At 68.4% G+C, this 25,569-nt stretch carries 21 protein-coding genes; 15 read left to right on the forward strand and 6 right to left on the reverse strand.

Going from position 1 to position 25,569, the window contains the following annotated elements:
• Positions 1-54: 54 nt before the first annotated feature.
• Positions 55-1,890: an acyl-CoA dehydrogenase gene (locus tag CRP45_RS05990; RefSeq protein ID WP_097244123.1), complete on the forward strand. Its 1,836-nt coding sequence runs from the start codon at positions 55-57 to the stop codon at positions 1,888-1,890.
• A gap of 109 nt (positions 1,891-1,999) precedes the next feature.
• Here the strand turns inward: CRP45_RS05990 and CRP45_RS05995 are convergent, their stop codons facing one another.
• Positions 2,000-2,203, reverse strand: a complete 204-nt coding sequence (locus tag CRP45_RS05995; protein WP_040741190.1) for a cold-shock protein — start codon at positions 2,201-2,203, stop codon at positions 2,000-2,002.
• Positions 2,204-2,360: 157 nt separating this feature from the next.
• Entirely contained in the window at positions 2,361-5,552 is a 3,192-nt protein-coding gene (locus CRP45_RS06000; protein WP_179830770.1) for an ATP-binding protein, read from the reverse strand.
• Between the two features lie 27 nt (positions 5,553-5,579).
• Here CRP45_RS06000 and CRP45_RS06005 point away from each other — a divergent pair, with 27 nt between their 5' ends.
• Positions 5,580-6,284, forward strand: coding sequence for a hypothetical protein (locus tag CRP45_RS06005; protein ID WP_097244125.1), 705 nt, complete (start codon positions 5,580-5,582; stop codon positions 6,282-6,284).
• A gap of 5 nt (positions 6,285-6,289) precedes the next feature.
• Here CRP45_RS06005 and CRP45_RS06010 read toward each other — a convergent pair whose 3' ends face one another.
• Positions 6,290-6,964 (reverse strand): ArsR/SmtB family transcription factor, encoded by a 675-nt coding sequence (locus CRP45_RS06010; protein ID WP_097244126.1) that lies wholly within the window; start codon positions 6,962-6,964, stop codon positions 6,290-6,292.
• A gap of 108 nt (positions 6,965-7,072) precedes the next feature.
• Between CRP45_RS06010 and CRP45_RS06015 the strand changes: the two genes are divergently transcribed.
• The 7 genes from CRP45_RS06015 (at position 7,073) to CRP45_RS06045 (ending at position 16,265) form a co-directional block, all read left to right on the forward strand.
• Positions 7,073-8,338 carry an MFS transporter gene (locus tag CRP45_RS06015; RefSeq protein WP_097244127.1) on the forward strand — a complete coding sequence of 422 codons (1,266 nt, stop codon included), beginning with the start codon at positions 7,073-7,075 and terminating at the stop codon, positions 8,336-8,338.
• Between the two features lie 468 nt (positions 8,339-8,806).
• The gene (locus CRP45_RS06020; protein ID WP_245909938.1) at positions 8,807-9,631 is read left to right on the forward strand and encodes a hypothetical protein; all 825 of its coding nucleotides are present in this window, start codon (positions 8,807-8,809) and stop codon (positions 9,629-9,631) included.
• A gap of 123 nt (positions 9,632-9,754) precedes the next feature.
• On the forward strand, positions 9,755-11,143 hold the full coding sequence (locus CRP45_RS06025; protein WP_425436915.1) for an MFS transporter: 1,389 nt from the start codon (positions 9,755-9,757) through the stop codon (positions 11,141-11,143).
• A 351-nt stretch (positions 11,144-11,494) separates the two neighbouring features.
• Positions 11,495-11,974 (forward strand): hypothetical protein, encoded by a 480-nt coding sequence (locus CRP45_RS06030; protein WP_143861358.1) that lies wholly within the window; start codon positions 11,495-11,497, stop codon positions 11,972-11,974.
• 149 nt (positions 11,975-12,123) lie between these two features.
• Positions 12,124-13,359, forward strand: a complete 1,236-nt coding sequence (trpB, locus tag CRP45_RS06035; protein ID WP_097244602.1) for a tryptophan synthase subunit beta — start codon at positions 12,124-12,126, stop codon at positions 13,357-13,359.
• Between the two features lie 80 nt (positions 13,360-13,439).
• Positions 13,440-14,567, forward strand: coding sequence for a metallophosphoesterase (locus CRP45_RS06040; RefSeq protein ID WP_097244129.1), 1,128 nt, complete (start codon positions 13,440-13,442; stop codon positions 14,565-14,567).
• Between the two features lie 243 nt (positions 14,568-14,810).
• Positions 14,811-16,265, forward strand: a complete 1,455-nt coding sequence (locus CRP45_RS06045; protein ID WP_097244130.1) for an SDR family oxidoreductase — start codon at positions 14,811-14,813, stop codon at positions 16,263-16,265.
• A 3-nt stretch (positions 16,266-16,268) separates the two neighbouring features.
• Here the strand turns inward: CRP45_RS06045 and CRP45_RS06050 are convergent, their stop codons facing one another.
• On the reverse strand, positions 16,269-17,240 hold the full coding sequence (locus tag CRP45_RS06050; protein WP_245909939.1) for a MerR family transcriptional regulator: 972 nt from the start codon (positions 17,238-17,240) through the stop codon (positions 16,269-16,271).
• Positions 17,241-17,394: 154 nt separating this feature from the next.
• Between CRP45_RS06050 and CRP45_RS06055 the strand changes: the two genes are divergently transcribed.
• The 3 genes from CRP45_RS06055 (at position 17,395) to CRP45_RS33690 (ending at position 18,626) form a co-directional block, all read left to right on the forward strand.
• Positions 17,395-18,054 (forward strand): fasciclin domain-containing protein, encoded by a 660-nt coding sequence (locus tag CRP45_RS06055; RefSeq protein ID WP_067783889.1) that lies wholly within the window; start codon positions 17,395-17,397, stop codon positions 18,052-18,054.
• 65 nt (positions 18,055-18,119) lie between these two features.
• On the forward strand, positions 18,120-18,338 hold the full coding sequence (locus CRP45_RS06060) for a hypervirulence associated TUDOR domain-containing protein (RefSeq protein ID WP_097244132.1): 219 nt from the start codon (positions 18,120-18,122) through the stop codon (positions 18,336-18,338).
• 132 nt (positions 18,339-18,470) lie between these two features.
• Positions 18,471-18,626 carry a hypothetical protein gene (locus CRP45_RS33690; protein WP_179830771.1) on the forward strand — a complete coding sequence of 52 codons (156 nt, stop codon included), beginning with the start codon at positions 18,471-18,473 and terminating at the stop codon, positions 18,624-18,626.
• Between the two features lie 82 nt (positions 18,627-18,708).
• Here the strand turns inward: CRP45_RS33690 and CRP45_RS06070 are convergent, their stop codons facing one another.
• The gene (locus CRP45_RS06070) at positions 18,709-19,236 is read right to left on the reverse strand and encodes a L,D-transpeptidase (protein WP_084482780.1); all 528 of its coding nucleotides are present in this window, start codon (positions 19,234-19,236) and stop codon (positions 18,709-18,711) included.
• Positions 19,237-19,602: 366 nt separating this feature from the next.
• On the opposite strand from CRP45_RS06070, the gene CRP45_RS06075 reads away from it, so the two are divergent.
• Positions 19,603-20,925: a family 1 glycosylhydrolase gene (locus CRP45_RS06075; protein WP_097244133.1), complete on the forward strand. Its 1,323-nt coding sequence runs from the start codon at positions 19,603-19,605 to the stop codon at positions 20,923-20,925.
• 72 nt (positions 20,926-20,997) lie between these two features.
• Here the strand turns inward: CRP45_RS06075 and CRP45_RS06080 are convergent, their stop codons facing one another.
• Entirely contained in the window at positions 20,998-22,485 is a 1,488-nt protein-coding gene (locus CRP45_RS06080; RefSeq protein WP_245909940.1) for an alpha/beta fold hydrolase, read from the reverse strand.
• Positions 22,486-22,894: 409 nt separating this feature from the next.
• Between CRP45_RS06080 and CRP45_RS06085 the strand changes: the two genes are divergently transcribed.
• Positions 22,895-23,299 carry a Fur family transcriptional regulator gene (locus CRP45_RS06085; RefSeq protein WP_174554798.1) on the forward strand — a complete coding sequence of 135 codons (405 nt, stop codon included), beginning with the start codon at positions 22,895-22,897 and terminating at the stop codon, positions 23,297-23,299.
• 33 nt (positions 23,300-23,332) lie between these two features.
• The gene (katG, locus tag CRP45_RS06090; protein ID WP_097244134.1) at positions 23,333-25,564 is read left to right on the forward strand and encodes a catalase/peroxidase HPI; all 2,232 of its coding nucleotides are present in this window, start codon (positions 23,333-23,335) and stop codon (positions 25,562-25,564) included.
• Positions 25,565-25,569 lie beyond the last annotated feature (5 nt).

Genomic DNA, 25,569 nt, shown 5'->3' on the forward strand with positions numbered 1-25,569 from the left:
TGCGCCCGGCACATCTCGGTAACAAGACCGAGAATCGTCGGAAGGGCAGGGCCGGTGGGGCACTACAAGAGCAATATCAGGGACCTGGAGTTCAATCTCTTCGAGGTGTTCGGCCTCGCCGAGATTCTGCGCACCGGAGCCTTCGGCGACTTGGACGCCGAGACCGCGCGGACGATGCTGACCGAAGCCGCACGGCTCGCCGAAGGGCCGGTCGCCGATTCCTTCGCCGAGACCGACCGCAATCCGCCGGTCTTCGATCCGGCGACCCATTCGGTGCGATTGCCCGAGGCGTTCAAGCGGTCGGTGCGCGCCTGGTACGACGGCGAGTGGTGGCGCGTCGGCAAAGCCGAGGCGCTCGGCGGCTTTCCCGCCCCGCGCATGTTGAGTTGGGCCATCAGCGAATTCGTCCTCGGCGCGCAGCCTGCCGCGTTCATGTACGCGGCCGGACCCAACATGGCCGACATCATCGACGGCATCGGCACCGAAGAACAACGCCGTTGGGCCGCGCTTGCGGTACAACGAAATTGGGGCGCCACCATGGTGCTCACCGAACCCGACGCCGGATCCGACGTCGGTGCGGGCCGCACCAAAGCGATCCGGCAAGAGGACGGCTCCTGGCACATCGAGGGCGTCAAGCGCTTCATCACCTCCGCCGACTCCGACGACCTGTTCGAGAACATCGTCCACCAGGTGCTGGCACGCCCCGAGGGCGCCGATCCCGGTACCAGGGGGTTGAGCCTGTTCCTCGTGCCGAAGTACCTCTTCGATTTCCAGACAGGGCAACCCGGGAAACGCAACGGTGTGTTCGTCACCAACGTCGAGCACAAGATGGGCCTCAAAGCTTCCGCCACTTGCGAATTGACCTTCGGCGGTCACGGCATTCCCGCCAAGGGCTGGCTGGTCGGCGAGGTGCACAACGGCATCGCGCAGATGTTCGAGGTCATCGAGCAGGCACGGATGATGGTGGGCACCAAGGCCATCGCGACCCTGTCGACGGGGTATCTCAATGCGCTGGAATACGCCAAGCAGCGCGTGCAGGGCAGCGATCTCACCGAGATGGCGAACAAGACCGCGCCGAGGGTGACCATCACCCACCATCCCGACGTGCGTCGCTCCCTGATGACGCAGAAGGCCTACGCCGAGGGACTTCGCTCGATCTACCTGTACACCGCCGCACACCAGGATCCCGTAGTCGCCCACCATGTCTCCGGCGCGGATGCCGAACTCGCCGCACGGGTCAACGATCTACTGCTGCCGATCGTCAAAGGCGTCGGCTCCGAGCGCGCCTACCAATGCCTCACCGAATCACTACAGACCTTCGGCGGCTCCGGCTTCCTCCAGGACTACCCGATCGAGCAGTACATCCGCGACGCCAAGATCGACTCGCTCTACGAGGGCACCACCGCCATCCAGGCGCAGGACTTCTTCTTCCGCAAGATCGCCCGCGACCGCGGCGTCGCACTGGCCCATATCGCCGGAAAGGTCAGGGAGACAGCGGAATCCACCGTCGACAACGACCGCATGAAGGCCGAGAAGATTTTGCTCGCCACCGCCGTGGATGACGTGCAGGCCATGGCGGGCCGACTCACCCAGCACCTGCTCGACGCGCAGGAGAACCCGACCGAGCTGTACAAGATCGGCCTGGAATCCGTGCGCTTCCTCCTCGCCGTCGGCGACCTGCTGGTCGGATGGCGGCTGCTCGTCGGGGCCGAGATCGCCGTCTCGGTGCTGGATTCCGGCAACGGCGGCGCCGACCGCGCCTTCTACGAGGGCAAGATCGCGGTCGCGTCGTTCTTCGCGAAGACAGTGCTGCCGCGACTGAGCGCTGATCGAGCCGTCCTGTCCGAGATCGACACCTCGATCATGGAACTCGACGAAGCCGCCTTCTGAGGTGTCGCACTCCAAACCCGAAGCCCCGGTGGAACATTGCGGACGTTCTCACTGCCGGGAAAAGCAGAGCCCCGCATCCCGAAGGATGCGGGGCTCGTCTTCACGTCGCTCAGATCGCGCGAACGTCCTGCGCCTGCGGGCCCTTCTGGCCCTGACCGATCTCGAATTCCACGCGCTGTCCTTCTTCCAGGGACTTGAATCCCGAGCCGGACACGGCGGAGTAATGAACGAAGACGTCGGCGCCGCCACCGTCTTGTGCGATGAAGCCGAAGCCCTTCTCGCTGTTAAACCACTTCACACTGCCTTGAGCCATCTGCTTACTTCATCTTTTCTGTAGATGAGCCGAGCGAATCACGACGATAAGCCCGATCTCACTCGTCTACCCTCTCATAGATCTGCGGTTTTCCCGCCATGAATACCACGACGTGTGAGCTAACCGACAACGATGGCCCGGCCGATCTCCGTTCGGCTCAGGCGAACGGCCACTGGATCAAGCGGTCTGCGGCGCGTGATTCGTAGGGCCGCGCGCCGAGCAGACGCGCCCGGTGCCGCGCGGCGACGACCTCCTCGCGCGCGCCGGGCAGTCCGAGGATTCCGCGGGCGGTGCCGCGGTAGAGCCCGGACGGCCCGAGGCACACCAGCCCCGGCCACTGCACGAGCAATGTCTCCCCCCACCCCTGGGTGAACGGTTCGAGTTCGGCGGTGAGCTCGACCACCCGGTCGCGCTGTCGCGGCGCCCGCCGACCGACGGTGAGCAGCGCTTCGACCAGCAGTGGCACCCGCACGACCAGGCGCGGGCCGTGCAGTCTCCCTGGCAGGGCGATGATCGACTCGATCGTCGACAGCGCGCGCTCGTGGTCATCGATCTCCGCTGCGGCCATCGCGACCACGAGCGCGAAGTCCTCGTCGAAATCCTGTGCCATACGGTCCACTTCGGCGAGTGCCTCGCCGAGCCGTCCGCGATGCCACAGCTCGATCGAATTGCTGGTCAGCACCGAGACTTCGGCGAGCAGCCGGGCATGATCGTCGACCGCGCCGAGATCGTCGGCGAAGCGTGTCATCAGCGCCTGCGACTCCAGGTAGTTGCCACGCAGCACGGCCAGCATCACCTGCCACCACAGCTGGGTGGCCGCGAGGTCGATGTCGTCGGCGGAGGCGAGCCGGGCGAACTCGGCCGACAGTCGGCGGACCAGCCGCATATCGCCCGCTTCCAGGGCACAGACGCGGCGCAGGTGGACCGCCGTCGCCCGCGCCGTTCGGTCGTGGCCGGCGAGTTCCTCCAGTTCCTCGGCGATCTTGCGCCGCTCGGCGACGGTTGTGGGACCCCAGGTGCACAGGAACTCGGCAAGCAGTACCTGGGCCCAGGATCCGCCTCCGGGTGCGCTGCGCGCCCGTGCCTCGGACAGTGCGTCGAAATCCCCTGGCAGACCGTGGATCGCGCGGTCCGCGGCCTCGATCGCTTCCGCCTCGGCGACCAGCTCGGCGTCGAGCTCGAGGCGATGCGCGAGTGCCTGTGCCCGCAGCGCCGACGAACCCGCGTGCACCACACCGTATCCGGAGAAGTAGCCTGCTACGCCACGCGGTGCGGCCAGGAGCGCGGTCCGCGCCAGACCGGACCAGTCGCCGCGTTCGGCGCAGCGTCGACCGGCGCGGTCGAAGGATTCGGCGGCCGCGTCGTAGTGGCCGAGGCGGTGATGTGCCTGTCCCGCGAGCCGATCCAACTCGATCAGCAACTCCGCATCACCGGGATCGGCGTGCCGGAGCCCACGCGCGGCGAGTTCGGCGCACTCGGTGGGCGCGTCCCGCCGCAGCGCGTCTCGCGCCGCTACCGAACAGGCCTGCGCGGCAGCGAAATCCAGCGAATCGAGAGCCGCCGCGCTGCGATGCCGTGCCTGCGCCGTGAGCGCACCCGGTCGCAGCTCGGCCAGCGCGTCCGCGATTCGCTTGTGCAACAGGGCCATCCGCACTTCACCGATGGTGGCGAGCACCGCATCGCGCGTGAGTTCGTGTTCGAAGGCGACTGCGCCGTCTTCGAGCGAGACGACCCGCGCGGCGACGAGTTCACCGATCCGATCGTCGAACCGTGGTGCGCCGTCGGCGGCGGCGACCAGTCCGATCGACGCGCGCGTACCGATCACGGCCAGCACCTCGGCGAGCGCTCGCGCCGACGGGGAAACAGCGGACAGCTTCGCCGTCGTGATCTCGGTGGCTGAGCCCCTGACGTCCAGGGAGCCGCCCGCGCGGACGAGATCGCACAGTTGCGCCGCGACGAACGGGCTCCCGGCGCTCGACTCGATGATCCGGGCGCCCACCTCCGGATCGATCGAACCGAGCTCGGCGCGCACCAACTCCTCCACGGCCGCGGCGGACAGCGGCGGCAGGTCCACCACGACATGGGCGCCCGCGGACTGGAGCAGGCCCACCTCCACCGGAAGCGGCTCCGGACGAACCGTGAGAAACAGCAGGACGGGATGGGCACGCAGCACCCGCATGGCCGCCGCGATCATCCGAAGCGAATCAGGATCGGCCCACTGCACGTCATCGATGACCGCGACCACATGTCCGGTCTCCCGCGCGACGTCGGCGAACAACGCGGCGAGCGCACGCGGTGTCGGGATGTCCGGCACGGCGCGTCCGGCCAGCGCGGCCTGATCCAGCCACGGCATCAGTGTCGCCAACGCCGAGGCGCCGGTCCCACTGATTCCCGCGGTGAAGAAGGCCGCGTCGCCGTGGCGGCGCACGGCGTCCTCGACGACGGCCGTCTTGCCGATGCCGGGTGCGCCGCGCACCGTCACGACGGTCAGTCCCTGCCGGGACCGGTTCCGCGCACGATGCAAGACAGCGGCGACGTCGTCGCGTCCCACGAGCGCAGGGCGTTCCGCCGGGGGCTTTGCCGGATTGCGGATCTCGTTCTCGACCCGGACGGTGTCGGGCGCGGGATCGAGCCCGAAATCCTCCCGCAGCGAGCGCCGCAATCGAACGAGAACGTCGAGAGCCTCCGAGACACGTCCGCAGTCGCGCAGCGCCAGCGCCAGCAGTCGTGCCGTGCCTTCCCGCTCCGGATGCCGCTCGCATTCGTCGGTGAGCAGAGTGACCGCGTGCCGGGCACGGCCGAGCACGATCAGTCCCTCGGCGCACATCTCGACGAGTTCCGATCGCAGCTCGGCAAGACGCGCCCGTTCGGGAGCGAGTTCGGCGATGTCGTCGACATCGCAGAGCGCCTCGCCGCGCCACAGGCGCAAGGCGCGTTCGAGTAGATCGACGGTTCGTGCGACGTCGCCGTCGGCGTGTGCCGCGCGGGCGTCCCTGGACAGCACGTCGAGCAGGTCGAGGTCGGTGCCGGATCCGCCGCATCGCAACACGTAACCGTTCGGGCCGGTCTCGATCCGGAAGTCCGGAAGCGGCCCAAGCGTCCGGCGCAACCGTGAGACGTATCCCTGAAGGGTGACGAGGGCGCTCTCCGGAGCCCTGCCCCGCCAGAGCAATTCGCAAAGGTACGGCGCGCTGCGGGCGGTCCGCTCGGCCGCGAGGATGACCAAGAGCTCGGCGTGTTTGCGCGCCGGGATGGTGAGGCGGGCGCCGTCCGAGGTGCGCACTTCCAGGGGCCCGAGCACCGAGATGGCCGGGCGGTCGTCGTCGGACCCGCCGCGCACCAGCGTCACACCAGCGCCCTCGTCGACCCTTGGCTCATGACACACACGCAAGCACTCCTACCAACCCCGACCACCGGTGACACTCGGACCATCGGCCCTTCTCGCGAGACTGTACTGCGGATGTGCGGCGCCGCACTGGCCATCGCGGGCACCCTGTGCATCGCGGGCGGCACACTGCATCCGATCGTCGCGGGCAAGAGCCATTCGGTCGAGGCGCTCACCAGTCCCGGCGCGCCGCTCGCGCAGATCCTGCTCGGCATCGGAACCGTGCTACTGATCCTCGGACTGCCCGGGATGTACGCGTGGATGCGGCCTCGCCTCGGCACGGCCGGATTCGTCGGCCTGGTCTGCTATTTGCTCGCCAACGTCGTCACCGCAGGCGGTCATCTCGTCGTCGAACTGTTCTTCGCCTACCCGTTCGCGCACGACCCCGCCACCGCGCACCTGATCGCGGGCAACGACAACATGATCGACACCACCGCGTTCGAATTGTTCAACATCATCGGCGCCCTCGTCCTGCTCGCCGGGCTGGGGTTGATGGGTGCGAGCATGCTGCGCAATAACACCGTGCCCCGCTGGATCGCGGTCCTCACCCTGGTCGCCGGTCTCGGCTTCTTCCTCCCCGTTCCGCCCACCCAAGGCCTGACCGGATTCCTCTACGAGGCGCCGCGCGGCATCGTCGTCGCCGCCATCGGCGTGCTGATGCTGCGTTGGCCGGGCGGGTTGCGGCGGTGGATCTAGGGTTGCTACCGCGCCGCCGTCGCGGCCTTCTCGACCGGGAGTCCGGCCAACGTCCATTCCAGCATTCCCTCGTCGAAACGTTTGACCTCCCGCCCGGACTGCTGCGCGATGCGGATCGCGTCGGGCGCCATCACGCAGTACGCGCCGCGGCAGTAGGCGACGATCTCCCGGTCGGCGGGCAGCTCGGCGAGCCGGGTCGCGAGTTCGGCGAGCGGAATGCTGATGGCGCCGGGGATGTGCCCGGCGTCGTACTCCTCGCGGGGGCGGACGTCGACGAGGACGATCTCCCCGGCGTCGCGGCGGCGGACGAGTTCGTCGCGGGTGATCGCGTCCTCCGGAGAGCCGAGGGCGGCGGCCGCCGCGACGGCGACGTCGGCCAGGTGCGCTTCGGCGACGCTCTGCACGAGCGCGAACAAGCGAGCGACGTCGGTTCCGGCGAGCCGGTAGTGCTGGCGGGTTCCGTCGCGTCGCGCCTCGACCAGGCCGCCGGCTTTGAGCGTCTGCAGGTTCGCCGAAGCGGTGGTCAGGTTCATGCCGGTCGCGGTCGCGATCGCCTCGACCGTGCGCTCGCCTTGGGCGAGCAGATCGAGGATCTGTAGCCTGCGACCGTTGCCCAGGGCCTTGCCGACACGGGCGACCTGGTCGAACAGGGCGGCCTTGGGGCCGGAGGACTCGCTCACGCTTGCTTCTCCAATATTCTTTGGAATATCTTATTCCACAGTTCCTTGGAACAGCAAGGAACATGGCGATTGTATTCGCCACCGCTTGCTGACCAGGAAGACCTTCTCGTGGCCACCGGCACCACCCGCAGCACCTCCGACATCCGGCTCCCCGATACCGCACGAGCACAACGCCGCGTCCTGCTCGTCCTGGTGTCCGCGCAAGTCCTCAGCGGTGCGGGACTGGCCGCCGGGATCACCGTCGGCGCGCTACTGGCCCAAGACATGCTCGGCTCCACCAGCCTGGCCGGACTGCCCAGCGCCCTGTTCACCGCCGGTTCCGCGCTCGCCGCCGTCGCCGTCGGTCGTCTTTCCCAAGCTCGCGGGCGCCGTCCCGGCCTTGCCGCGGGGTATCTCACCGGCGCGATCGGCAGCCTCGGCGTGATCGCGGCCGCCGTCCTGGACAATCTGGCGCTGCTGTTCATCGCGTTGTTCGTCTACGGCGCGGGCACCGCCACCAACCTGCAAGCCCGATACGCGGGCGCCGATCTGGCCACCGCTTCGCACCGGGGCCGTGCCGTGTCCACCGTGCTGGTCGCGACCACCCTCGGCGGTGTCATCGGCCCGAATCTCGCCGCACCGACCGGCGGATTGGCCAGAACCTTGGGCATTCCCTACCTGGCCGGGCCGTTCCTGCTCGCCGCGGCGGCCTACGCACTTGCCGCGCTCGTGCTCGCGGTGTCGCTGCGGCCGGACCCGCTGCTGCTGGCACGTGAACTGGGCGCGACGGACGCGGCAGGCACGCAGACCACCACACAGCCGACGCCTGTCGACGATTCCGGCAAGGGCATCGCCGCGGGCGGCTTGGTGATGGCGCTGACGCAGCTGGTCATGGTGGCGATCATGACCATGACTCCGGTCCACATGCTCGACCACGGCCACAGCACCGCCGCCGCCGGACTGGTGATCGCCATCCACGTCGGCGCCATGTACCTGCCCTCGCCACTGACCGGCTGGCTCGTCGACCGCTACGGCCGCCTGCCCGTCGCCGCCGCGTCGGGGGTGACGCTGCTCGCCGCGGGAGTCCTCGCGGCCGCCGCGCCCGGCGACTCCGTGGTGCTGCTCGCGCTCGCGCTGGCGCTGCTGGGATTGGGCTGGAATCTCGGGCTGGTGGCGGGCACGGCCATCATCACCGACACGGCGCCGCTGGCCACCCGCGCCAAAACGCAAGGCGCGGTGGATGTCTCGATCGCGGTCGCCGGAGCCACCGGGGGGATGGGGTCCGGGTTGATGGTCGCCGCGACCAGCTATCCGGCTCTTGCCCTCCTCGGCGGCGCGCTGGCGGTGGCGGTCGTACCGATCGCGGCGTTCACCGGGCGCGGACGAAGCGCGTGACCACCGCCGTCGTTCAGCTCTGCGCTTCGCGGTCTTGGCGAACAGCTCCAGCAGCGTGCTCCAGCCACCGCCGCGCTCGACGATGGTCTCCGCGATGGCCTTGCCGTCGACCAGGCGGTCGAGGTGGCGGTGGTGCCGTCGATGCCTCGTTCGAACCAGCGCCCACCCTCGCCTGGCTCGAGAATCGCATCGGCCATCTCGGCCGCACCGATGTGATAAGCCGCGGACCACCAACCGCCGAACGACTCGGTGAAGAACGCGAACGCCCGCTCCAGCAGCAGCGCGACGCCAGCCTTGCCTTGCAGGACAGGAAGTTCCGGGGTGATGCTCATGGATTGCGGCCATCGACAGCTCCGACACCAGCCGAAGACGGAACGCTCTGCGCGATGGATCACAAGACGTTGCGTATACCCCCCTGGGGTATTATCTTGTTCCATATCGGAGCAACAAGATCGAAAGGCGGAAGCGATGACCACGCAGACTCACACCACTCACGGCGGGGCGCACGGAGCGCACACGGGGCACGGAGCGCATGCCGGCCACGGTGACCACGCGGCGCACGGAAACCACGCCGCCGACTTCCCCGGTGGGCTCCAAATCACCCAGGACGGTTACACATTGGCGCTCGCGGAGCCGATCGTCGGGACGGGCGAGGTCGACTTGCGGTTCCGGATCCTCGGTCCCGATGGCGAGCCTGTCACCCGCTACGACGCCATCCACGATCGCGAGCTGCACTTGATCGTGGTGCGGCGTGAGCTGACCGGTTTCTGGCATGTACATCCCGAACTCACCGCCGACGGAACCTGGACCGTGACGCTGAACCTTCCGGAGGCGGGGGCGTACCGGGTCTTCACCGATATCGCCCCGCGCGCGTTGGGCAAAACCATCACCCTCGGTGCGGATCTCGCCGTCGCGGGCGTGTACGAACCGCGGCCGACGCCACCCGCCACGCGCACCGCGCTCGTGGACGGATACGAGGTGGCCCTCGACGGCGATCTGGTGCCGGGCGCCGGACGACTGCTCACCCTGACCGTTCGCAAGGACGGTCGGCCAGTCACCGACCTGCAGCCATACCTGGCCGCGTACGGACACCTGGTGATTCTGCGAGCGGGAGATCTGACCTACGTCCACGTTCACCCCAACGGCGAGCCCGGCGACGGGGTGACCGCGCCCGGACCGGACATTACCTTCCACACGGTCGTGCCCGGCCCCGGAACCTACCGGCTCTTCTTGGATTTCCAGCACGGCGATGTCGTCCGCACCGCCGCCTTCACCCTGCCCACCACCAGCTGAGCATCGAAAGTCGATGAGCGGGCGAAAGTCTCGCCCGCATTCGAGAGGAGTCCGAGGTGTGCGAGTGCCGCTGTCGACGAACCCGTGATCCACCCCGAATTCGATCCCTAGGAAGTGTTTTCGATGCGTTCCACGATGACCTCGCTGTTCGGCAACCACGACTATCTGCGGCTGTTCACCGCTCAGGTGTCGGCCCTGTTCGGTACCGGACTGACCACGGTCGCTCTCGGCCTGCTCGCCTACGAGCTCGCGGCGGGCGACGCGGCCGCCGTTCTCGGCACGGCGCTGACGATCAAGATGGTGGTCTACATAACGGTCGCACCCCTCGTGGCCGCCTACGCCGACCGGTTCCCCCGTCGCTCGTTTCTGGTCGGGCTCAACGTCATTCGTGCCGCTGTCGTGCTGGCACTGCCCTTCATCGACCAGTTCTGGCACATCTACGCGCTGATCGCGCTACTGCAAACCGCCTCGGCGGCGTTCACCCCGACCTACCAGGCGGTCATCCCCGACATCCTGCCCGACGAACGCGAATACACCCGGGCGCTCTCGGCCGCCCAGCTGGCCGCCACCATGGAGACCCTGCTCAGCCCGATGCTGGCCGCGGCCGCGCTGGCTCTGATCAGCTTCCACTGGCTGTTCGTCGGTACCGCAATCGGATTCGCCGTCTCGGCGGTGCTGGTGATCACGACCAGGATCCCGAACGCGACCGCCGCCACCGAAGGCTCGTTCCGGGAACGAATCACGCTGGGCATGCGGATCTTCGCCGCGACACCGCGGCTGCGCGGGCTGCTCGGGCTGAATCTCGTGGTCGCCGCCGCCGGATCGGTGATCGTGGTCAACACCGTCAACTACGTTCGCGACACCCTCGGCGGCACCCAGTCCGGTGTGGCACTGTTGTTGGCGGCCAACGGGTTCGGCACCATGCTAGTCGCACTGTCGCTCCCCCGCGTTCTCGATCGCCTCGGCGCGCGGCCGGTCATGCTGGCGGGGGCGGCCACGCTGATCGCCGGGCTCGGTGCGGCCATCACCCTGTCGCTGGCGACCGCGGGTGACTGGCGGTGGGGAGCCGCGATCGCAGTGTGGGCCACCGTGGGCGCGGGCACCGCGGCGGTGCTCACCCCGACCGGTCAGGTGCTGCGGCGCTCGTCGAGCCCTGCCGATCGGCCCGCGCTGTTCGCCGCTCAGTTCTCGCTGTCGCACCTCGCCTGGTTGATCACCTATCCGATCGCCGGCTGGCTGACGACCGCCGCCGGTTTCACGACCACCTGGATCACGTTGGCCGCGCTCGCCGGTGCGGGAATCACCGCGGCGCTGCGCATGTGGCCGCGCCACGACCCGGAGGAGCTGACTCACCTGCACGAAGTCGGCACCATCGCCTCGGACCGGCTGGCCGATGCCGTGCGCGTGGACGACCGCTTCTACCGGCACACCCACGCCTACGTCATCGACGCCGAACACCGCCGCTGGCCGACACCGTCGGAGCGTCAGCTCGTATCCGCCGCCGCGGCATAGCGACGGTGTGCGCCGGCGGTTGCCGAGGGGATCGACCTCGGCAACCGCCGGTTCAGCCAGTCGGCATTCAGATCGCGAACCACTCGGGTGGCGTGGCTGCCCCTTCGACGGCCTCGCGCGACGTAGCTTGACCTCATGGACGAGCAGCCGTCTACGCCGGAGCGGCACCGAGAGTCTGCCGAGCCTGCCGCACCTTCGGCCTCGGCGTCATCGACCGACTTGGCGGCATTGCACCGCGATCTGCGAACGGCGACACGAAACGGGCGATACGCCCTCGTCACCGCGGTCGCGGCGGCGGTGATCTCGGCCGGCATCTCCGCGTGGGCATCGACCCACGTGAGCAGCACGGAAATGAATCGACAGGAGCGCCTCACCGCGGAGCAAACGATTCGGAAGGATCGCCGCGAAGCGTACGTGGCCTATGTCGCGTCCGTTATGGACGTCGCGGCCCAGCTGAATCGGATCCGGACCGCCCTTGCCACCGATCCACCGGACCGGACCGCGATCGCGTCGGAACTGAGCAAGCTGCAGGAGCCACTGCAATCGCACATGCGCGCGGAAGCCGCGGTACGGATCGTGGGCAGCGAGCTCGGCCCGATCCTCGCCCGCCGAGACCGCGCGCTGCGAGAACTCGTGACCGAACCCCGCCCCTCCTCGCTGTCGGCCGTCGGCGACCACCTCAACCGATCCCCCGATGCACTCACGGACGACGAGTGGCGCCGGGTGGCCACCGTGGGCATCTCGGCGATCGACAAGTTCCTGAACGACACCAGCGTCGACGAGATCGCCGAACGCGCACGCCAAGATCTGGGATCGGATCATCCCCGCTGAGCCAGTGCACCACCCACTCCCCACTGATTCGAACCAACCGAAAGATCAAGTCTGTTAACTCATTTGTTGCCGGTCTGTGGGATTGCGCTAGTGCGAGCGGAACAGACTGAACCGTCGGATCTGTGGCGGTGAAAGCGTTGGTGTTGACGATGATTGATCACGACGTGGCGGCGAGCGGTGTCCGGCACGAGATGTTTCCCGACGAGCGCGGACGATTCGGTGCTTTCGGCGGCCGGTTCGTGCCCGAAGGATTGATGGCCGCGCTGCTGGATCTCGAGGCCGCCTACGTTCTGGCGCAGGCCGATTCGAGCTTCGAGGCGGAGTACCGGGAGCTGTTGCGCGACCGCGTCGGCCGGCCGACGCTGCTGCATGGGGTGCGGCGGTTCGCAGAGTTGCTGAGTGTGCCGGGCGTGCGGGTCTACCTCAAGCGCGAGGACATGGCACACACCGGCGCTCACAAGATCAACAATGCGCTTGGGCAGGCGCTGTTGGCGCGGCGAATGGGCAAGCGACGGATCGTCGCCGAGACCGGTGCGGGTCAGCACGGCGTTGCGGTGGCCACGGTGTGCGCGATGCTCGGCCTGACCTGCGTGGTCTACATGGGGGCCGACGACATGCGGCGCCAGGAGTCGAACGTGACGCGGATGCATCTGCTCGGCGCCGGGGTGCGGCCGGTCGACAGCGGATCGCGCAGGCTGAAGGAGGCCATCAGCGAGTCGGTCCGCGATTGGGTGGCGAATCTGGACACCACGCACTACTTGTTCGGCACCGCGGCCGGTCCCGCGCCGTACCCGCGAATCGTGCGGGACTTCCAGACGGTGATCGGCGCCGAGACCAGGGACCAGATCCTGCGCGCCGAAGGCCGACTGCCCGATTATGTTCTCGCCTGTGTGGGCGGCGGCAGCAACGCCATCGGCCTCTTCCACCCGTTCACCGACGATCCGCGGGTCCGGCTGATCGGCGTCGAGGCGGCCGGACTCGGCGTCGACACCGGCGCGCACGCGGCGACACTGAGCATGGGCAGCCCCGGTGAGATCGACGGCTCCTACAGCTATCTGCTGCAGGACGAGGACGGCCAGATCGCGCGGACCCACAGCATCGCGGCCGGACTCGACTATCCGGGCGTCGGCCCCGAACTCAGCCATCTGAAAGACACTGGCCGCGTGAGCTATCGCGCGGCCACCGACGCTGTCGCGCTGCGCGGTATGCGGGCGCTCAGTCATACCGAAGGCATCCTCGCCGCGCTCGAATCGGCGCATGCCGTCGGGCATCTGCTGGAAATGGCCGACGGTGGAGAGATTGTCGAGGATTCCGTCGTCGTACTGTGCCTATCGGGTCGCGGTGACAAAGATCTCGCCGTCGCCGCCGAGCGCCTCGGCGTGTAACTCCCGCTGCTATCGTCGGAAGTGTTCATGGCGCCGGGAGAGGGACCGCGCGCTCCAACCGCGCGCGAGGACGAACCCTCTTGAAGTATGTACCCCGCCTGGTCCTGTTCCTGGCTGTTCCCGCCCTGCTGATCTCGCTGCCGTGGTGGACTTTGGTCGCCGCGCCGACCCAGGGAGCCGGCTCGCTGTTCTGGCTCGGCTCGGCGCTGTTCGCGCTGGCGTTCTGCTGTCTGCCCGCGGCGATGTATCTCGGCCACGGACCCGCGCAGTCGGATGCCGCCTCGATCGTCGGCGACACGCTGCTCGGCGTGCTGTGGGTGGTGTTCAGCTGGTCGGTGCTCGGCAACCTCGCGCGTCTCGGGCTCGCCGTTGCCGGTGTTGACGATCCGGCTCGCTCCCGGATCGTGGCCGCGGGCGTGCTCGCGGCCTCCACCGTGCTCACGGTGTGGGGCGTGGTCGAAGCGCGGCGGGTGCCGCGGGTGCGCACCCTGGAGGTATCTATCCCGGGACTCGGTCCGGCACTGGACGGCCTACGCCTGGTAGTCGTCACCGACACCCATTTCGCCGCGCTCGATCGACTGCGCTGGTCGGAGCGCGTCGTCGAGGTGGTCAACGCGCAACGTCCCGATATCGCTTGCCACGCGGGCGATCTCGCGGACGGCTCGGTGGCGAAGCGGCACGCGCAAGTCGATCCGCTCGGCAAGGTCGAGGCCGAGCTCGGCCGGTTCTACATCACCGGCAACCACGAGTACTTCGGCGACGCGCCAGGTTGGATCGACCACATGAGTTCACTGGGTTGGCAACCGCTGCGCAACCAGCATGTGACGGTGCGCCGCGGCGACGATCATTTGGTCATCGCAGGCATCGACGACCCGACCGGCGTCGGCTTGACCGGCCACGGCCCCGACCTTCCCACCGCGCTCGCCGGTGCGGACCCCGACGCGCCGGTCGTCCTACTCGCCCACCAACCCAAGCAGATCACCGACGCGGTGGCCGCCGGTGTCGCACTCCAGATCTCCGGCCACACCCACGGCGGCCAGATCTGGCCCTTCCACTATCTCGTCCGGCTCGAGCAGCCCGTCGTCGCCGGACTGAGCCGCCACGGCGACACCCAGCTCTATACCAGCCGCGGAACCGGCTTCTGGGGACCGCAACTGCGGGTCTTCGCACCGAGCGAAATCACAGTGCTAGTCCTGCGTCCGCGGTAGGGGGCGACAGGCCCGCTCCCAGCGTTCACCCACGCCGTCGGCGATGGCTGCGCCGACGTGTCCCACGACCGTTCCGGCCAATGGCATCGGGGGGCAGCCGGGACAGACCTCGCCCTGCGCCGATCTTCCTATGCACCTCTGCCAGGCGTACGCTGAGCGATGCGATTTCGATGCAACACCGACTTGCTGCAAGCGAGGCACTCGACGCACAAGCGGTGCACTCCGGAGACGCGAGGTGCGGACATGCGATGCGTGATATTCGGCGCGACCGGCTACATCGGCGGCCGCCTTGTTCCCGAGCTTCTTCGAGCGGGTCATTCCGTCCGGGTGGTCGCACGCAGCCCGGGCAAGCTCGCCGACGCGCCCTGGCGCGATCGGGTCGAGATCCTGCGCGGCGATGTCCTCGACGACGAGGACGTTCGCCGCTGCGTCGCCGACCAGCAGGTGCTCTACTACCTGGTCCACTCGCTCGACCGAGCGGATTTCGGCGAGATCGACCGCGCGGCCGCCACTCGCGTCGCCGCGGCGGCCGCGGCGGCGCGGGTGAGTCGAATCATCTATCTCGGCGGCATCACCCCGACGGGACAAGCCCTTTCACGCCACCTCGCCTCCCGCGCCGAAGTCGGCAGGATCTTCCTGGCCTCCCCCGTCCCCACACTGGTGCTGCGGGCCGGTGTGATCATCGGATCCGGCTCCGCGAGCTTCGAAATCCTCCGCTACCTCAGCGAGCGGCTGCCCGTCATGGTCACTCCGCGGTGGGTGCGGAACAGGGTGCAACCGATCGCCGTCCGCGACGTCCTCTACTACCTGGTGCGTGGTGCGGAACTGGCGCCGGACCAGACCGGCGCCTTCGACATCGGAGGCCCGGACGTCGTCACCTACGAAGAAATGATGCGGACCTATGCCGAGGTCGCGCAGCTGCCTCGCCGCGTAATCATCCCGGTGCCGCTCCTGACTCCCTGGCTTTCGAGCCAGTGGGTCAACCTGGTGACACCGGTGCCGCGCGCGATCGCCGTTCCCCTGATGGAATCGCTGATCAACGACGTCGCCTGCACCGACCACTCGATAGCGCGGCTCATCCCGGACCCACCGGCGGGCCCGATACCGTTCCGGGAGGCGGTCTCGTTGGCGCTCACCAGAATTCGCGACCTCGACGTTCCGACCAGATGGTCGGATGCCAGTCCCCCTCGGACGCCGTCGGATCCGCTGCCGTCGGACCCCGATTGGTCGGGCGGCTCCCTGTACCGCGATGTCCGCGAACTCTCGACTTCCGCGGATCCCGAGGTCCTGTGGTCGGTGATCGAGTCGGTCGGCGGCGAACACGGCTGGTACTCGTTTCCGCTGGCGTGGGCGCTTCGCGGATGGCTGGATCGACTCGCGGGCGGTGTCGGTCTCCGTCGGGGACGGAGGGATCCACACAAACTCCACCAGGGTGAGGCCCTCGATTGGTGGCGGGTGGAGACGCTGGAACGCCCTCGGCTGCTCCGGCTGCGGGCGGAGATGCTGCTTCCCGGACAGGCATGGCTCGAGCTGTCCGTCACGCCGACACCGGACGGCGGCGCGCGCTACCGGCAGTGCGCGGTGTTCGAGCCGCGGGGGCTGGCCGGACATGCGTACTGGCACTCGATCTCGCCCTTCCATGCCGTCGTGTTCGGCGGTATGGCCCGCAATATCACCGCGAAAGCCGAAGCGACATAAGGCTTATGGTCGGCCACGAGGACCGGCTATCCGATCGACGGCGTCGGCCAGCGTGGTCACCGGAGTCGCCTCGGCCGGAAGGACGACCGAGTCCCAGCCCGGTCCGCCGACGAACACTCGGGCGCCCGCCGCCGCGCAGGCGCGTACCGCCGATGTCAGCGCCGTTGACTCGTGCTGCGACCAGAGCACCACGTCGGGGCGGCACTCGGTGCGCGCGAGGGCATCGGCGAGGGCCGCGGTGGGCACATCGGCGCCGAGCATCCAGGCGCGAACGCCGCGCTCGGCGAGCGCGGCGCGCAGGGTCTCCAGCGGGAGCACATGGGTCTCACCGCCCGTGCATGCCAGCACCGCGGCCTGGGCCTTCGTCGGCGCGGTGGGTGGGACATAGCTGTGCAGGACCGCGGTGATCGACCACGACAGCAGGTGCTCGACGTCGACGCAGCCCTCGCCCGCGTGCTGCCGAGCGACGATCGCAGCGAAGACGGGGCGGCACAACAGGTTCCAGGTGTCGACCACACCGTACGCGAGCAGATGCGCGGTGAGCAGCATCGACACCGCCTCGGTATCGAGCGCGAACGCCGCGGTCGACAGCGGCCGCCAATCCCCGCGCACGGCCGTGATTCGCCGCCGCTCGGTCACCACGGCCGCCGCACCTGCCGGACTCACGCCCGCGCGGACCAGCGCGAGCATCCGCCGCAGTGCCGCGATGTCGGATTCGCTGTAGCGCCGATGCTTTCCGGGCTCGTGGCCGCTGGGGCCGATGTCGTAGCGGCGGTTCCAGCTGCGCAGCGTCGCTGTCGGGATGCCGAGGCGATCGGCTACCGCGCGGACCGAGTACCCGAGCACCTCGGGAGCGGGACCCGCGGGCACGAGCTCGCGCCGCCCGCCCGGCGTTCGGGCTCGGGACCCGCGGCCGGTCGGGGACGACGCGGCCGCGGCCGGGTCGAATCCGGGCATCGCACCGTTGGGAGTCACCAACCCTCCTCGCTGACAGGAACCGTCTTCTTCATTATGCATCGTTAGTGCATCGTTTAGTGGTACGGTTGGCCTGGAAGAAAGCGATGAACACGAGGGGAACGAATCGACGGCGATCGCGGCGACCAGCCGCCCGAGACAAGTGGTGAACGACATGAACAACACGAAAGCCGTATTGGCGACAATCCTGCTGACCTTCGCTGCCGCGGCGGCCTGCACCGACGACGACACGGACTCGGCGCCGACCGCGCAGCAGACCACCACCGCCATGCAGACGACGGCACCACCGGGAACAACGGCGCCCAGCGGCGACCCGGCCGCCGGATTGGTCGGGCCGGGGTGTGCGGCGTACGCCGAGCAAGTCCCGACGGGGCCCGGATCCATCGAGGGCATGGCGCAAGAACCGGCCGCGGTGGCGGCGTCGAACAATCCGCTGCTGACCACGCTGACGGCCGCCGTATCCGGACAGTTGAACCCGCAGGTCAACTTGGTCGACACCCTCAATTCCGGCGAGTTCACCCTCTTCGCCCCCGTCGACGACGCGTTCGCCGCGGTGGATCCGGCGGCGATCGAATCGTTGAAGACCGACGCGCAGGCGCTGACGACCGTGCTGACCTACCACGCGGTGCCCGGTCGGCTCGCCGCGGACCAGGTCGCGGGCACCCACAAGACGGTGCAGGGCGCCGAAGTCACCGTGACACGATCCGGCGACGACATCCAGGTCGCCGACGCCGAAGTGCTCTGCGGCGGGGTTCAGACCTCGAACGCGACGGTGTACCTGATCGACAAGGTGCTGATGCCGCCGACGAACTGACCACCAGCCGTCGCACAGCGTCGAGTGGGTGCGCCGGCGCACGCGATCGAGCGAAAGGCAGACCGATGAGTGAGCGCGAATTCCGCAAGGGCGAGCAGGTCGAATGGAACAGCCACGGCAGCACCGCCGAGGGCACGGTGGAGGAAAAGATCACTTCCGACACCGAGGCGGCGGGGCGCACGGTCCGGGCGTCCGAGGACGATCCGCAGTACCGGGTGCGCAGCGAGAAGTCCGACCGCGACGCGGTACACAAGCCCGACGCCCTACGTCCTCGCGACAGCTGAAGTTCCCCCGGACACGCGGCGGCAGCCGCGTACCTGCACCCGCTGGCCAAGGCGACACAGGTCGAGCACATCCTCGGATCGGCCGCCGACGCCGCCCGGGCGCTCGAGCTCGACGCCGATGACACCCAGAGCGTGGCCGCCGAATACATCGAGAAGACAGCAGGTTTGGCGAATCCCGTCGTGGTGGCCGTGCTCGCGCGTTACCCGAATGCCCCCGGTGGCGGCGGGCGCGCGGGCGAGCTCATGCGAGAGCTCGACGCGTCGCTGCGGCGGGCAACCACGCGCTGAGCGGATCACCGGTGTCGAATCGGCTGCCGTCGTGGTTGATTCGCGCGCAGTTCCAGGATCTGCGCAAGGGCCTGAGGCGTCGTTACGGCACGACCTCGATGATGTCACCGGGTGAGAGGTAGTCGAAGAATTCCCGCGCGCCGTCGGGTGTCATGCGGATGCACCCGTGCGACTCCTCTTCGATCGGGCCGATGTGGGTGGCGATGTCGCCGTCGAAGAACACCGCGTACTTCATCCAGACGTGGTGCATGGTGCTCCAATGGTCCTCGCGCTTGAAGTCGACGTCGAAGACGCCGACGCGGGTCCGGAAGCCAGGCCTGCCGTGCGAGATCGGGGTCGGGCCGTAGACGACCCTGCCGTTGTCCATCAGCCACGCCTCGTTCGTCGACAACCGCATACACCCGCGCGCCGCCTCGGCCGTGCACGGCGCCACCACCGGCGCGGGCGGAACCAGCGGGGGCAGGACCAACGGGGGCACGCCAGGGATGTCGGGTCCACCGGGCCACAGCGGTTCACCCTGCGCCGGGGCGGCGACGGCGAGTCCGGTGACCGCCGCGCCGATCAGCAGCGCGATCCGCGCCACGGGCCGAAGTCGTCTCTGGGACTTCATGAATCAGACCTGCCTTTCCCTCACCCGGTAGTTGGGACGTGCCGTCCGCGGGGCGAGGGGGCGCGCATGGGCGACACGAAAGTCCGAGCTGACCCGAAGGTGTTTTTGATCATTCTGAAGCGGCCCTCTCCCCCAACGTGGCAAATCGGGCACGACCGGTAGGCAACCGAGTCGATCTCGATAGCGTCGTGTGATTGCCATTTTCGGATTGTTGTGATCTGCCCGGTACCGCGATCAGCCGGGCGACACGGCGCGGCGCCCGTAAATCCAGCAATCCGACAGCTACGCTGACGGGCTAGCTATCCGACAGCTACAGTGACGGATCATCGGCACGACCGAGTAGTTCCGGACGGGGACAGGAGCTCCATGCGAACACGGAAGTGCGGATACGCCCTCGTCACCCTCGCCATGATCGCGACCGCGGTGCTCGCACCGGGGGCGACTCCCTCGGCGCACGCGACCGTCGCGCCGTTCGGCGACGAGTTCCTCTGGGGAGTCGCGTCATCCGGCTTCCAGTCCGAAGGACATGCGCCGGACAGCAATTGGACCCGATACATCGACTCGGGCGAGGCCGGAGACGAGTACCAGAATTCGGTCGACTTCCTGAACCGCCATCCCTCCGATATAGATCTGGCCGCCCGGCTCGGCGTTCAGGTGTACCGGATCGGCATCGAATGGGCCCGGCTCCAGCCGGAACCGGGAGTGTGGGACGCGTCGGCATTCCGGTTCTACGACGATGTGATCGACCGGATCGTCGCGGCCGGTATGCGACCGATGCTGACTTTGGACCACTGGGTCTACCCGGGCTGGGTGAGCGATCGCGGCGGCTGGCGCAATCCAGGGATCGTCGAGGACTGGCTGGCCAATATGCGAAAGGTGGTGGACCGCTACGCCTCTCGCAACCCCCTGTGGGTCACGTTCAACGAGCCCGCCGCCTATGTCGGCACCGAGCTGCGGATCGGCGCCATCACCGTCGACGAAGCGCCCGCGATGCTGGACCGAATGGCTCAGGCCCACAACACGATCTACGACATCATCCACCACGCCGCGCCCGACGCACAGGTCACCAGCAACCTCGGCTACGTGGCGGGCGCCGAGACCGAGGTCAACCAGCCGATGGTCGACCGCATCGCGGACAAGCTCGACTTCATCGGCGTCGACTACTATTTCGCGGTGCTGCCGGAGTCCGGTCAGTCGGTACAGGGTGGCTCGAACCAGGGTCCGGCCATCTGGGAGTTGCCGATTCGCACCGAGGGCATCTACTACGCGCTGCGGCACTACGCCCGCCTGTTCCCGGACCGCCCGCTGTACGTCGTGGAGAACGGCATGCCCACCGAGAACGCCGGCCAGCGCGCCGACGGTTACACCCGCTCCGAACACCTCCGCGATACCGTCTATTGGTTGCAGCGCGCCAAGGCCGACGGCATCGACCTGATCGGCTACAACTACTGGAGCCTCACCGACAACTACGAATGGGGTTCCTACACACCGCGTTTCGGCCTCTACACCGTCGACGTTCGCACCGATCCCACGCTCGCCCGCCGACCGACGGACGCCGTCGACACCTACCGCACGATCATCCGATCCGGCGGCGTCCCGACCGGCTACCGGCCCACTCGTCCCCCTGCCGAATGCGAACTGGTCGACCCGCCGGAAAGCTGCGACCAAACGGTCGGCCTACCCGACTAGACCGCGCGCTCGACCTGCTCGCGAGGGCACCGGCGCCCACGGCGAACGGCGCGGCGGTCACACCCGCAGCGGTCAGTCGAAGGGCGACTCGTCGACGGCGCAGACGGTGCCTTCCGGTGGGAGTTCGCCGGTGAACAGGTACTCCCGCTTGGTTCGCTCCGCACAGGTGCTCGCCACGAACATGCTGCTGTGCCCGGCGCCTTCGATCACCACCACCCGGGCCTCGGCGAGTTGGGCGGCGCCCGCGTAAGCGCCGGACAATGACGTCGCGGGGTCGAATCTGCTGTTGAGCACCAGGATCGGCGCGGCGGTGCGGCGGTTCCACGGTCCGGTGTACCGGTCGGCGTCGTGGCCTTGCCAGAACGCGCACGTGGTGTTGCCGAAGACGGCGATCCGACCGAAGTGCGGCACCCGCCGATCTTCCGATATCGCCGCGCGACTGTAGACGCCGGTGTCGGTCGGCACGACGCTGTCGGCGCACTGGATCGCGTGGTACGCCTCGGTGCGGTTGCCCAGGTAGGACTCGCCGCGCGCGACCGGAAGCACGCCGGGGACGGTGGTGCCCGCGTCGAACAACTTCTGCAACAGCGCGGCGAGGTCCGGATAGGTGGACGGCTGCGAAAGACCGGCCGCGGCATTGAGGACCGCCGCGTATGTCCAGGTCTGGCCGTCGAGCCTGATGGGCGCAAGGCGAGCCCGCTCCGCGAGCACCGTCCATTTGAGTCTCGGATCGCCGGAGGAGAACGCGCACCGCGGCCCGGCCGCCGAACACTGCCGCAGGAAGGCGTCGAAGGTGGCGGCGATCGCGTCGGCCACGCCCTGCCGAGTGTCCAGCGGAACCGTCGTGCCTTGCCCGCCATGACCGTTGACGTTGCCCTCGAAGTCCATCGATCCGTCGAAGACCATCGCCCGCACCCGGCCGGGATACATGTTCGCGTAGATCGCGCCGAGCTGGGTGCCGTAGGAGATGCCGTGGTAGGTCAGCTTCGGATCGCCGACGGCGCGGCGCAACAGGTCCAGATCCCGCGCGGTGTTGGCGGTCGAGGCGTGGTTCAGTATCGGGCCTGCGTGCCGCTCGCAACGGTCGGCGAACTCCTTGGACCAGTCGTAGAACGGCGCCTCTTCGCCAGGGGCCGTTGGCATCTCGGGCATGGCGCCGAGGAAGGCCGTTTGTTCGTCCACCGTCGGGAAACAGCGGGCCGCCGCACTGCGGGCCACCGCTCGGCTGTCCCAGGAGACCACATCGAACCGCGCGCGCAGCTCATCGGAGAACAACCACGGCCACCGCGCCCGTTCCCGCAGGCGGTTCACGCCGGACGGGCCGGGGCCGCCGAAGTTGACGAACAGGGTGCCGATGCGCCGACTCGGATCGGCGGCGGGCAGCTTGATCACCGCCAACTCGATCTGCTGTCCGTGCGGCTGGTTGTAGTCCAGCGGCACCTTCGCGGACGCGCACTGGAAGCCGTCCTGGCAGTCGGACCACCCCAGCGCCGGGGTGTTCGCGGCCTCGGACAGGCGGTCGACGTAGGAGTCGGCGACGTCCTCCGCGGACGCCGACACGGGTACACCGAGCACTCCGACCCCGACCGCGAGCGCGAGCACAGCACGCCGGATCCGATGAGATCTGTTGGGTCCCAAGCGTAGATCCAAGCGAAAGCCTCCTGCGCACAGCTCGACGAACCGGGCGATCTTGTCACACGCGCGGCGACGACTGCCACCGACAGAGAGCAGGGGCACAACGGGTTCGACGAATTTCGACCCGCGCGGTGTCGATGCACGCCGATTCCGAGGTCGGCGGCTAGGGTCGAGTCGGCCCGCGAACGTGGCGGCGTTTCGCGGCCGTCGGGGAAGCGGTCCGTCCTCCGCACGGCGACGTCGGGGGACGGACCTCCCGCCAGACAAATGCTTGACTCGTTCCAGAAAAGGGACAAGACTTTCGTCCGTGCACACTGCCGAGGAATTCCAGCAGATGCTGCAGGGAGCTTCGCTCCGCGTGACCGCTCCGCGAGTCGCGGTGCTTGGCGCGGTGCACGATCACCCGCACGCCGACACGGATTCGATCATCCGCGCCGTGCGGTCGCGCCTGTCGGCGGTGTCGCACCAGGCGGTGTACGACTCGCTGCGCACGCTCACCGCGGCGGGCCTCATCCGATGCATCCAGCCGTCCGGCTCCGTGGCTCGTTACGAGTCGAGGGTCGGCGACAACCACCACCACGTCGTGTGCCGGGCGTGCGGGTCGATCGCCGATGTCGACTGCGCGATCGGCCATGCCCCTTGTCTGACCGCATCCGAGGATCACGGCTTCGCCATCGACGAGGCCGAGGTCATCTACTGGGGTCTGTGTCCCGACTGCGCCGCATCTCAACGTCCCTGATCGCAGCCCGCACCTCATTCAGGAAGGAATGTCGTGACATCAGATAGTCGTCCACCCGCTCCGGACACCGGAACTCGAAGCACGAGCGAGACCGAGAACCCGGCGATCCCCTCCCCCACGCAGAAGACCGAACATCGCCCACGCTCCAACAAAGACTGGTGGCCGGAGCAGATCGATGTCTCGGTGCTGCACGCCCACTCGTCCAAGTCCAACCCGCTCGGCGAGGACTTCGACTACGCGGAGGAGTTCAAGAAACTCGACGTCGACGCCCTCAAGGCCGATGTCGCCGCGGTCCTGACCGATTCGCAGGACTGGTGGCCCGCCGATTACGGCAACTACGGTGGCCTGTTCATCCGGATGAGCTGGCACGCGGCGGGCACCTACCGCATCGCCGACGGACGAGGCGGCGGCGGGCAGGGCGCCCAGCGCTTCGCGCCGCTCAACAGCTGGCCGGACAACGCCAACCTCGACAAGGCTCGCCGGCTGCTGTGGCCGGTGAAGCAGAAGTACGGCAACAAGATCTCGTGGGCCGACCTGCTGGTGTTCGCAGGCAACGTGGCGCTGGAGTCGATGGGTTTCCAGACCTTCGGCTTCGGCTTCGGCCGTCCCGACATCTGGGAGCCGGAAGAGGTCTTCTGGGGCCCGGAGGACACCTGGCTCGGTGACGAGCGCTACAGCGGCGACCGCGAGCTGGCGAGCCCGTTCGGCGCGGTCCAGATGGGCCTGATCTACGTGAACCCGGAAGGCCCTAACGGCAGGCCCGACCCGGTGGCCGCCGCGCGCGACATCCGCGAGACGTTCGGCCGCATGGCGATGAACGACGAGGAGACCGCCGCGCTGATCGTCGGCGGGCACAGCTTCGGCAAGACCCACGGCGCGGGCGACGCTGGCCTGGTCGGCGCCGAACCCGAAGCCGCTCCGATCGAGCAGCAGGGCCTCGGCTGGAAGAGCGCCTACGGCACCGGCAAGGGCAAGGACGCCATCACCAGCGGCTTGGAGGTCGTCTGGACCGCCACCCCGACCAAGTGGGGCAACGGCTTCCTGCAGAACCTGTACGGCTACGAGTGGGAGCTCACCAAGAGCCCCGCCGGTGCGTGGCAGTGGAAGCCGAAGGACGGCGCGGGCGAAGGCGCGATCCCGGATCCGTTCGGCGGCCCCGCGCGGACCCCGACCATGCTGACCACGGATCTGTCGCTGCGCGAAGACCCGATCTACCGCGAGATCACCAGTCGCTGGTTGGAGCACCCCGAGGAACTCGCCGAGGCGTTCGCCAAGGCGTGGTACAAGCTGCTGCACCGCGACATGGGACCGATCAGCCGCTACCTCGGTCCGTGGGTCGCCGAACCGCAGCTGTGGCAGGACCCGGTGCCCGACGTCGACCACGAGCTGATCGACGAGCAGGACATCGCGACCCTCAAGGGCGAGGTGCTCGAGTCCGGGCTTTCGGTCTCCCAGCTGGTCAAGACCGCGTGGGCGTCGGCCGCGAGCTTCCGCAGCACCGACAAGCGCGGCGGCGCCAACGGCGCCCGTATTCGGCTGGAGCCCCAGAAGAACTGGGAGGTCAACGAACCGGCCGAGCTGGCAAAGGTGCTGCCCGTGCTCGAGCAGATCCAGCAGCGTTTCAACAGCTCGGCCTCCGGCGGCAAGAAGGTCTCGCTGGCCGACCTGATCATCCTCGCCGGGTCCGCGGCGGTGGAGAAGGCGGCCAAGGACGCGGGCCACGAGGTCACGGTGCCCTTCTCACCGGGACGCACCGACGCGACGCAGGAGAACACCGACGTGGAGTCGTTCGCGGTGCTCGAACCGCGGGCCGACGGATTCCGCAACTATGTGCGGACCGGCGAGAAGGCTCCGCTGGAGCGCCTGCTGGTCGACCGGGCGTACATGCTCGATCTGACGGCTCCCGAGCTGACCGTGCTGATCGGCGGCATGCGCGCCCTCGGCGCCAACTACGGCGGCACCGAGCACGGCGTCTTCACCGACCGGCCCGGCACGTTGACGAACGACTTCTTCGTCAACCTCCTCGACCAGGGCACGGAGTGGAAGGCGTCCGAGTCGGCGGAGAACGTGTACGAAGGCTCCGACCGGCGCACCGGCGAGTCCAAGTGGACCGCGACCGCCAACGACCTGATCTTCGGGTCGCATTCGGTGCTGCGTGCGATCGCCGAGGTGTACGCGCAGCAGGACTCCCAGGCGAAGTTCGTGAACGACTTCGTGGCAGCGTGGGTCAAGGTGGTCGAGAACGATCGCTTCGACCTCCGCTGAGTTGT

Origin of the sequence: Nocardia amikacinitolerans, assembly GCF_900215415.1 — a bacterium.
Taxonomy (GTDB): Bacteria; Actinomycetota; Actinomycetes; order Mycobacteriales; family Mycobacteriaceae; genus Nocardia; species Nocardia amikacinitolerans.

Excerpts from the sequence above, each read along its gene's own strand:
- CRP45_RS05995 (WP_040741190.1), bottom strand. The coding sequence starts at position 2,203 with ATGGCTCAAGGCAGTGTGAAGTGGTTTAACAGCGAGAAGGGCTTCGGC.
- CRP45_RS06005 (WP_097244125.1), top strand. The coding sequence starts at position 5,580 with ATGACACACACGCAAGCACTCCTACCAACCCCGACCACCGGTGACACT.
- CRP45_RS06020 (WP_245909938.1), top strand. The coding sequence starts at position 8,807 with ATGACCACGCAGACTCACACCACTCACGGCGGGGCGCACGGAGCGCAC.
- CRP45_RS06025 (WP_425436915.1), top strand. The coding sequence starts at position 9,755 with ATGCGTTCCACGATGACCTCGCTGTTCGGCAACCACGACTATCTGCGG.
- CRP45_RS06030 (WP_143861358.1), top strand. The coding sequence starts at position 11,495 with ATGAATCGACAGGAGCGCCTCACCGCGGAGCAAACGATTCGGAAGGAT.
- trpB (WP_097244602.1), top strand. The coding sequence starts at position 12,124 with ATGATTGATCACGACGTGGCGGCGAGCGGTGTCCGGCACGAGATGTTT.
- CRP45_RS06045 (WP_097244130.1), top strand. The coding sequence starts at position 14,811 with ATGCGATGCGTGATATTCGGCGCGACCGGCTACATCGGCGGCCGCCTT.
- CRP45_RS06055 (WP_067783889.1), top strand. The coding sequence starts at position 17,395 with ATGAACAACACGAAAGCCGTATTGGCGACAATCCTGCTGACCTTCGCT.
- CRP45_RS06060 (WP_097244132.1), top strand. The coding sequence starts at position 18,120 with ATGAGTGAGCGCGAATTCCGCAAGGGCGAGCAGGTCGAATGGAACAGC.
- CRP45_RS06070 (WP_084482780.1), bottom strand. The coding sequence starts at position 19,236 with ATGAAGTCCCAGAGACGACTTCGGCCCGTGGCGCGGATCGCGCTGCTG.
- CRP45_RS06075 (WP_097244133.1), top strand. The coding sequence starts at position 19,603 with ATGCGAACACGGAAGTGCGGATACGCCCTCGTCACCCTCGCCATGATC.
- CRP45_RS06085 (WP_174554798.1), top strand. The coding sequence starts at position 22,895 with ATGCTGCAGGGAGCTTCGCTCCGCGTGACCGCTCCGCGAGTCGCGGTG.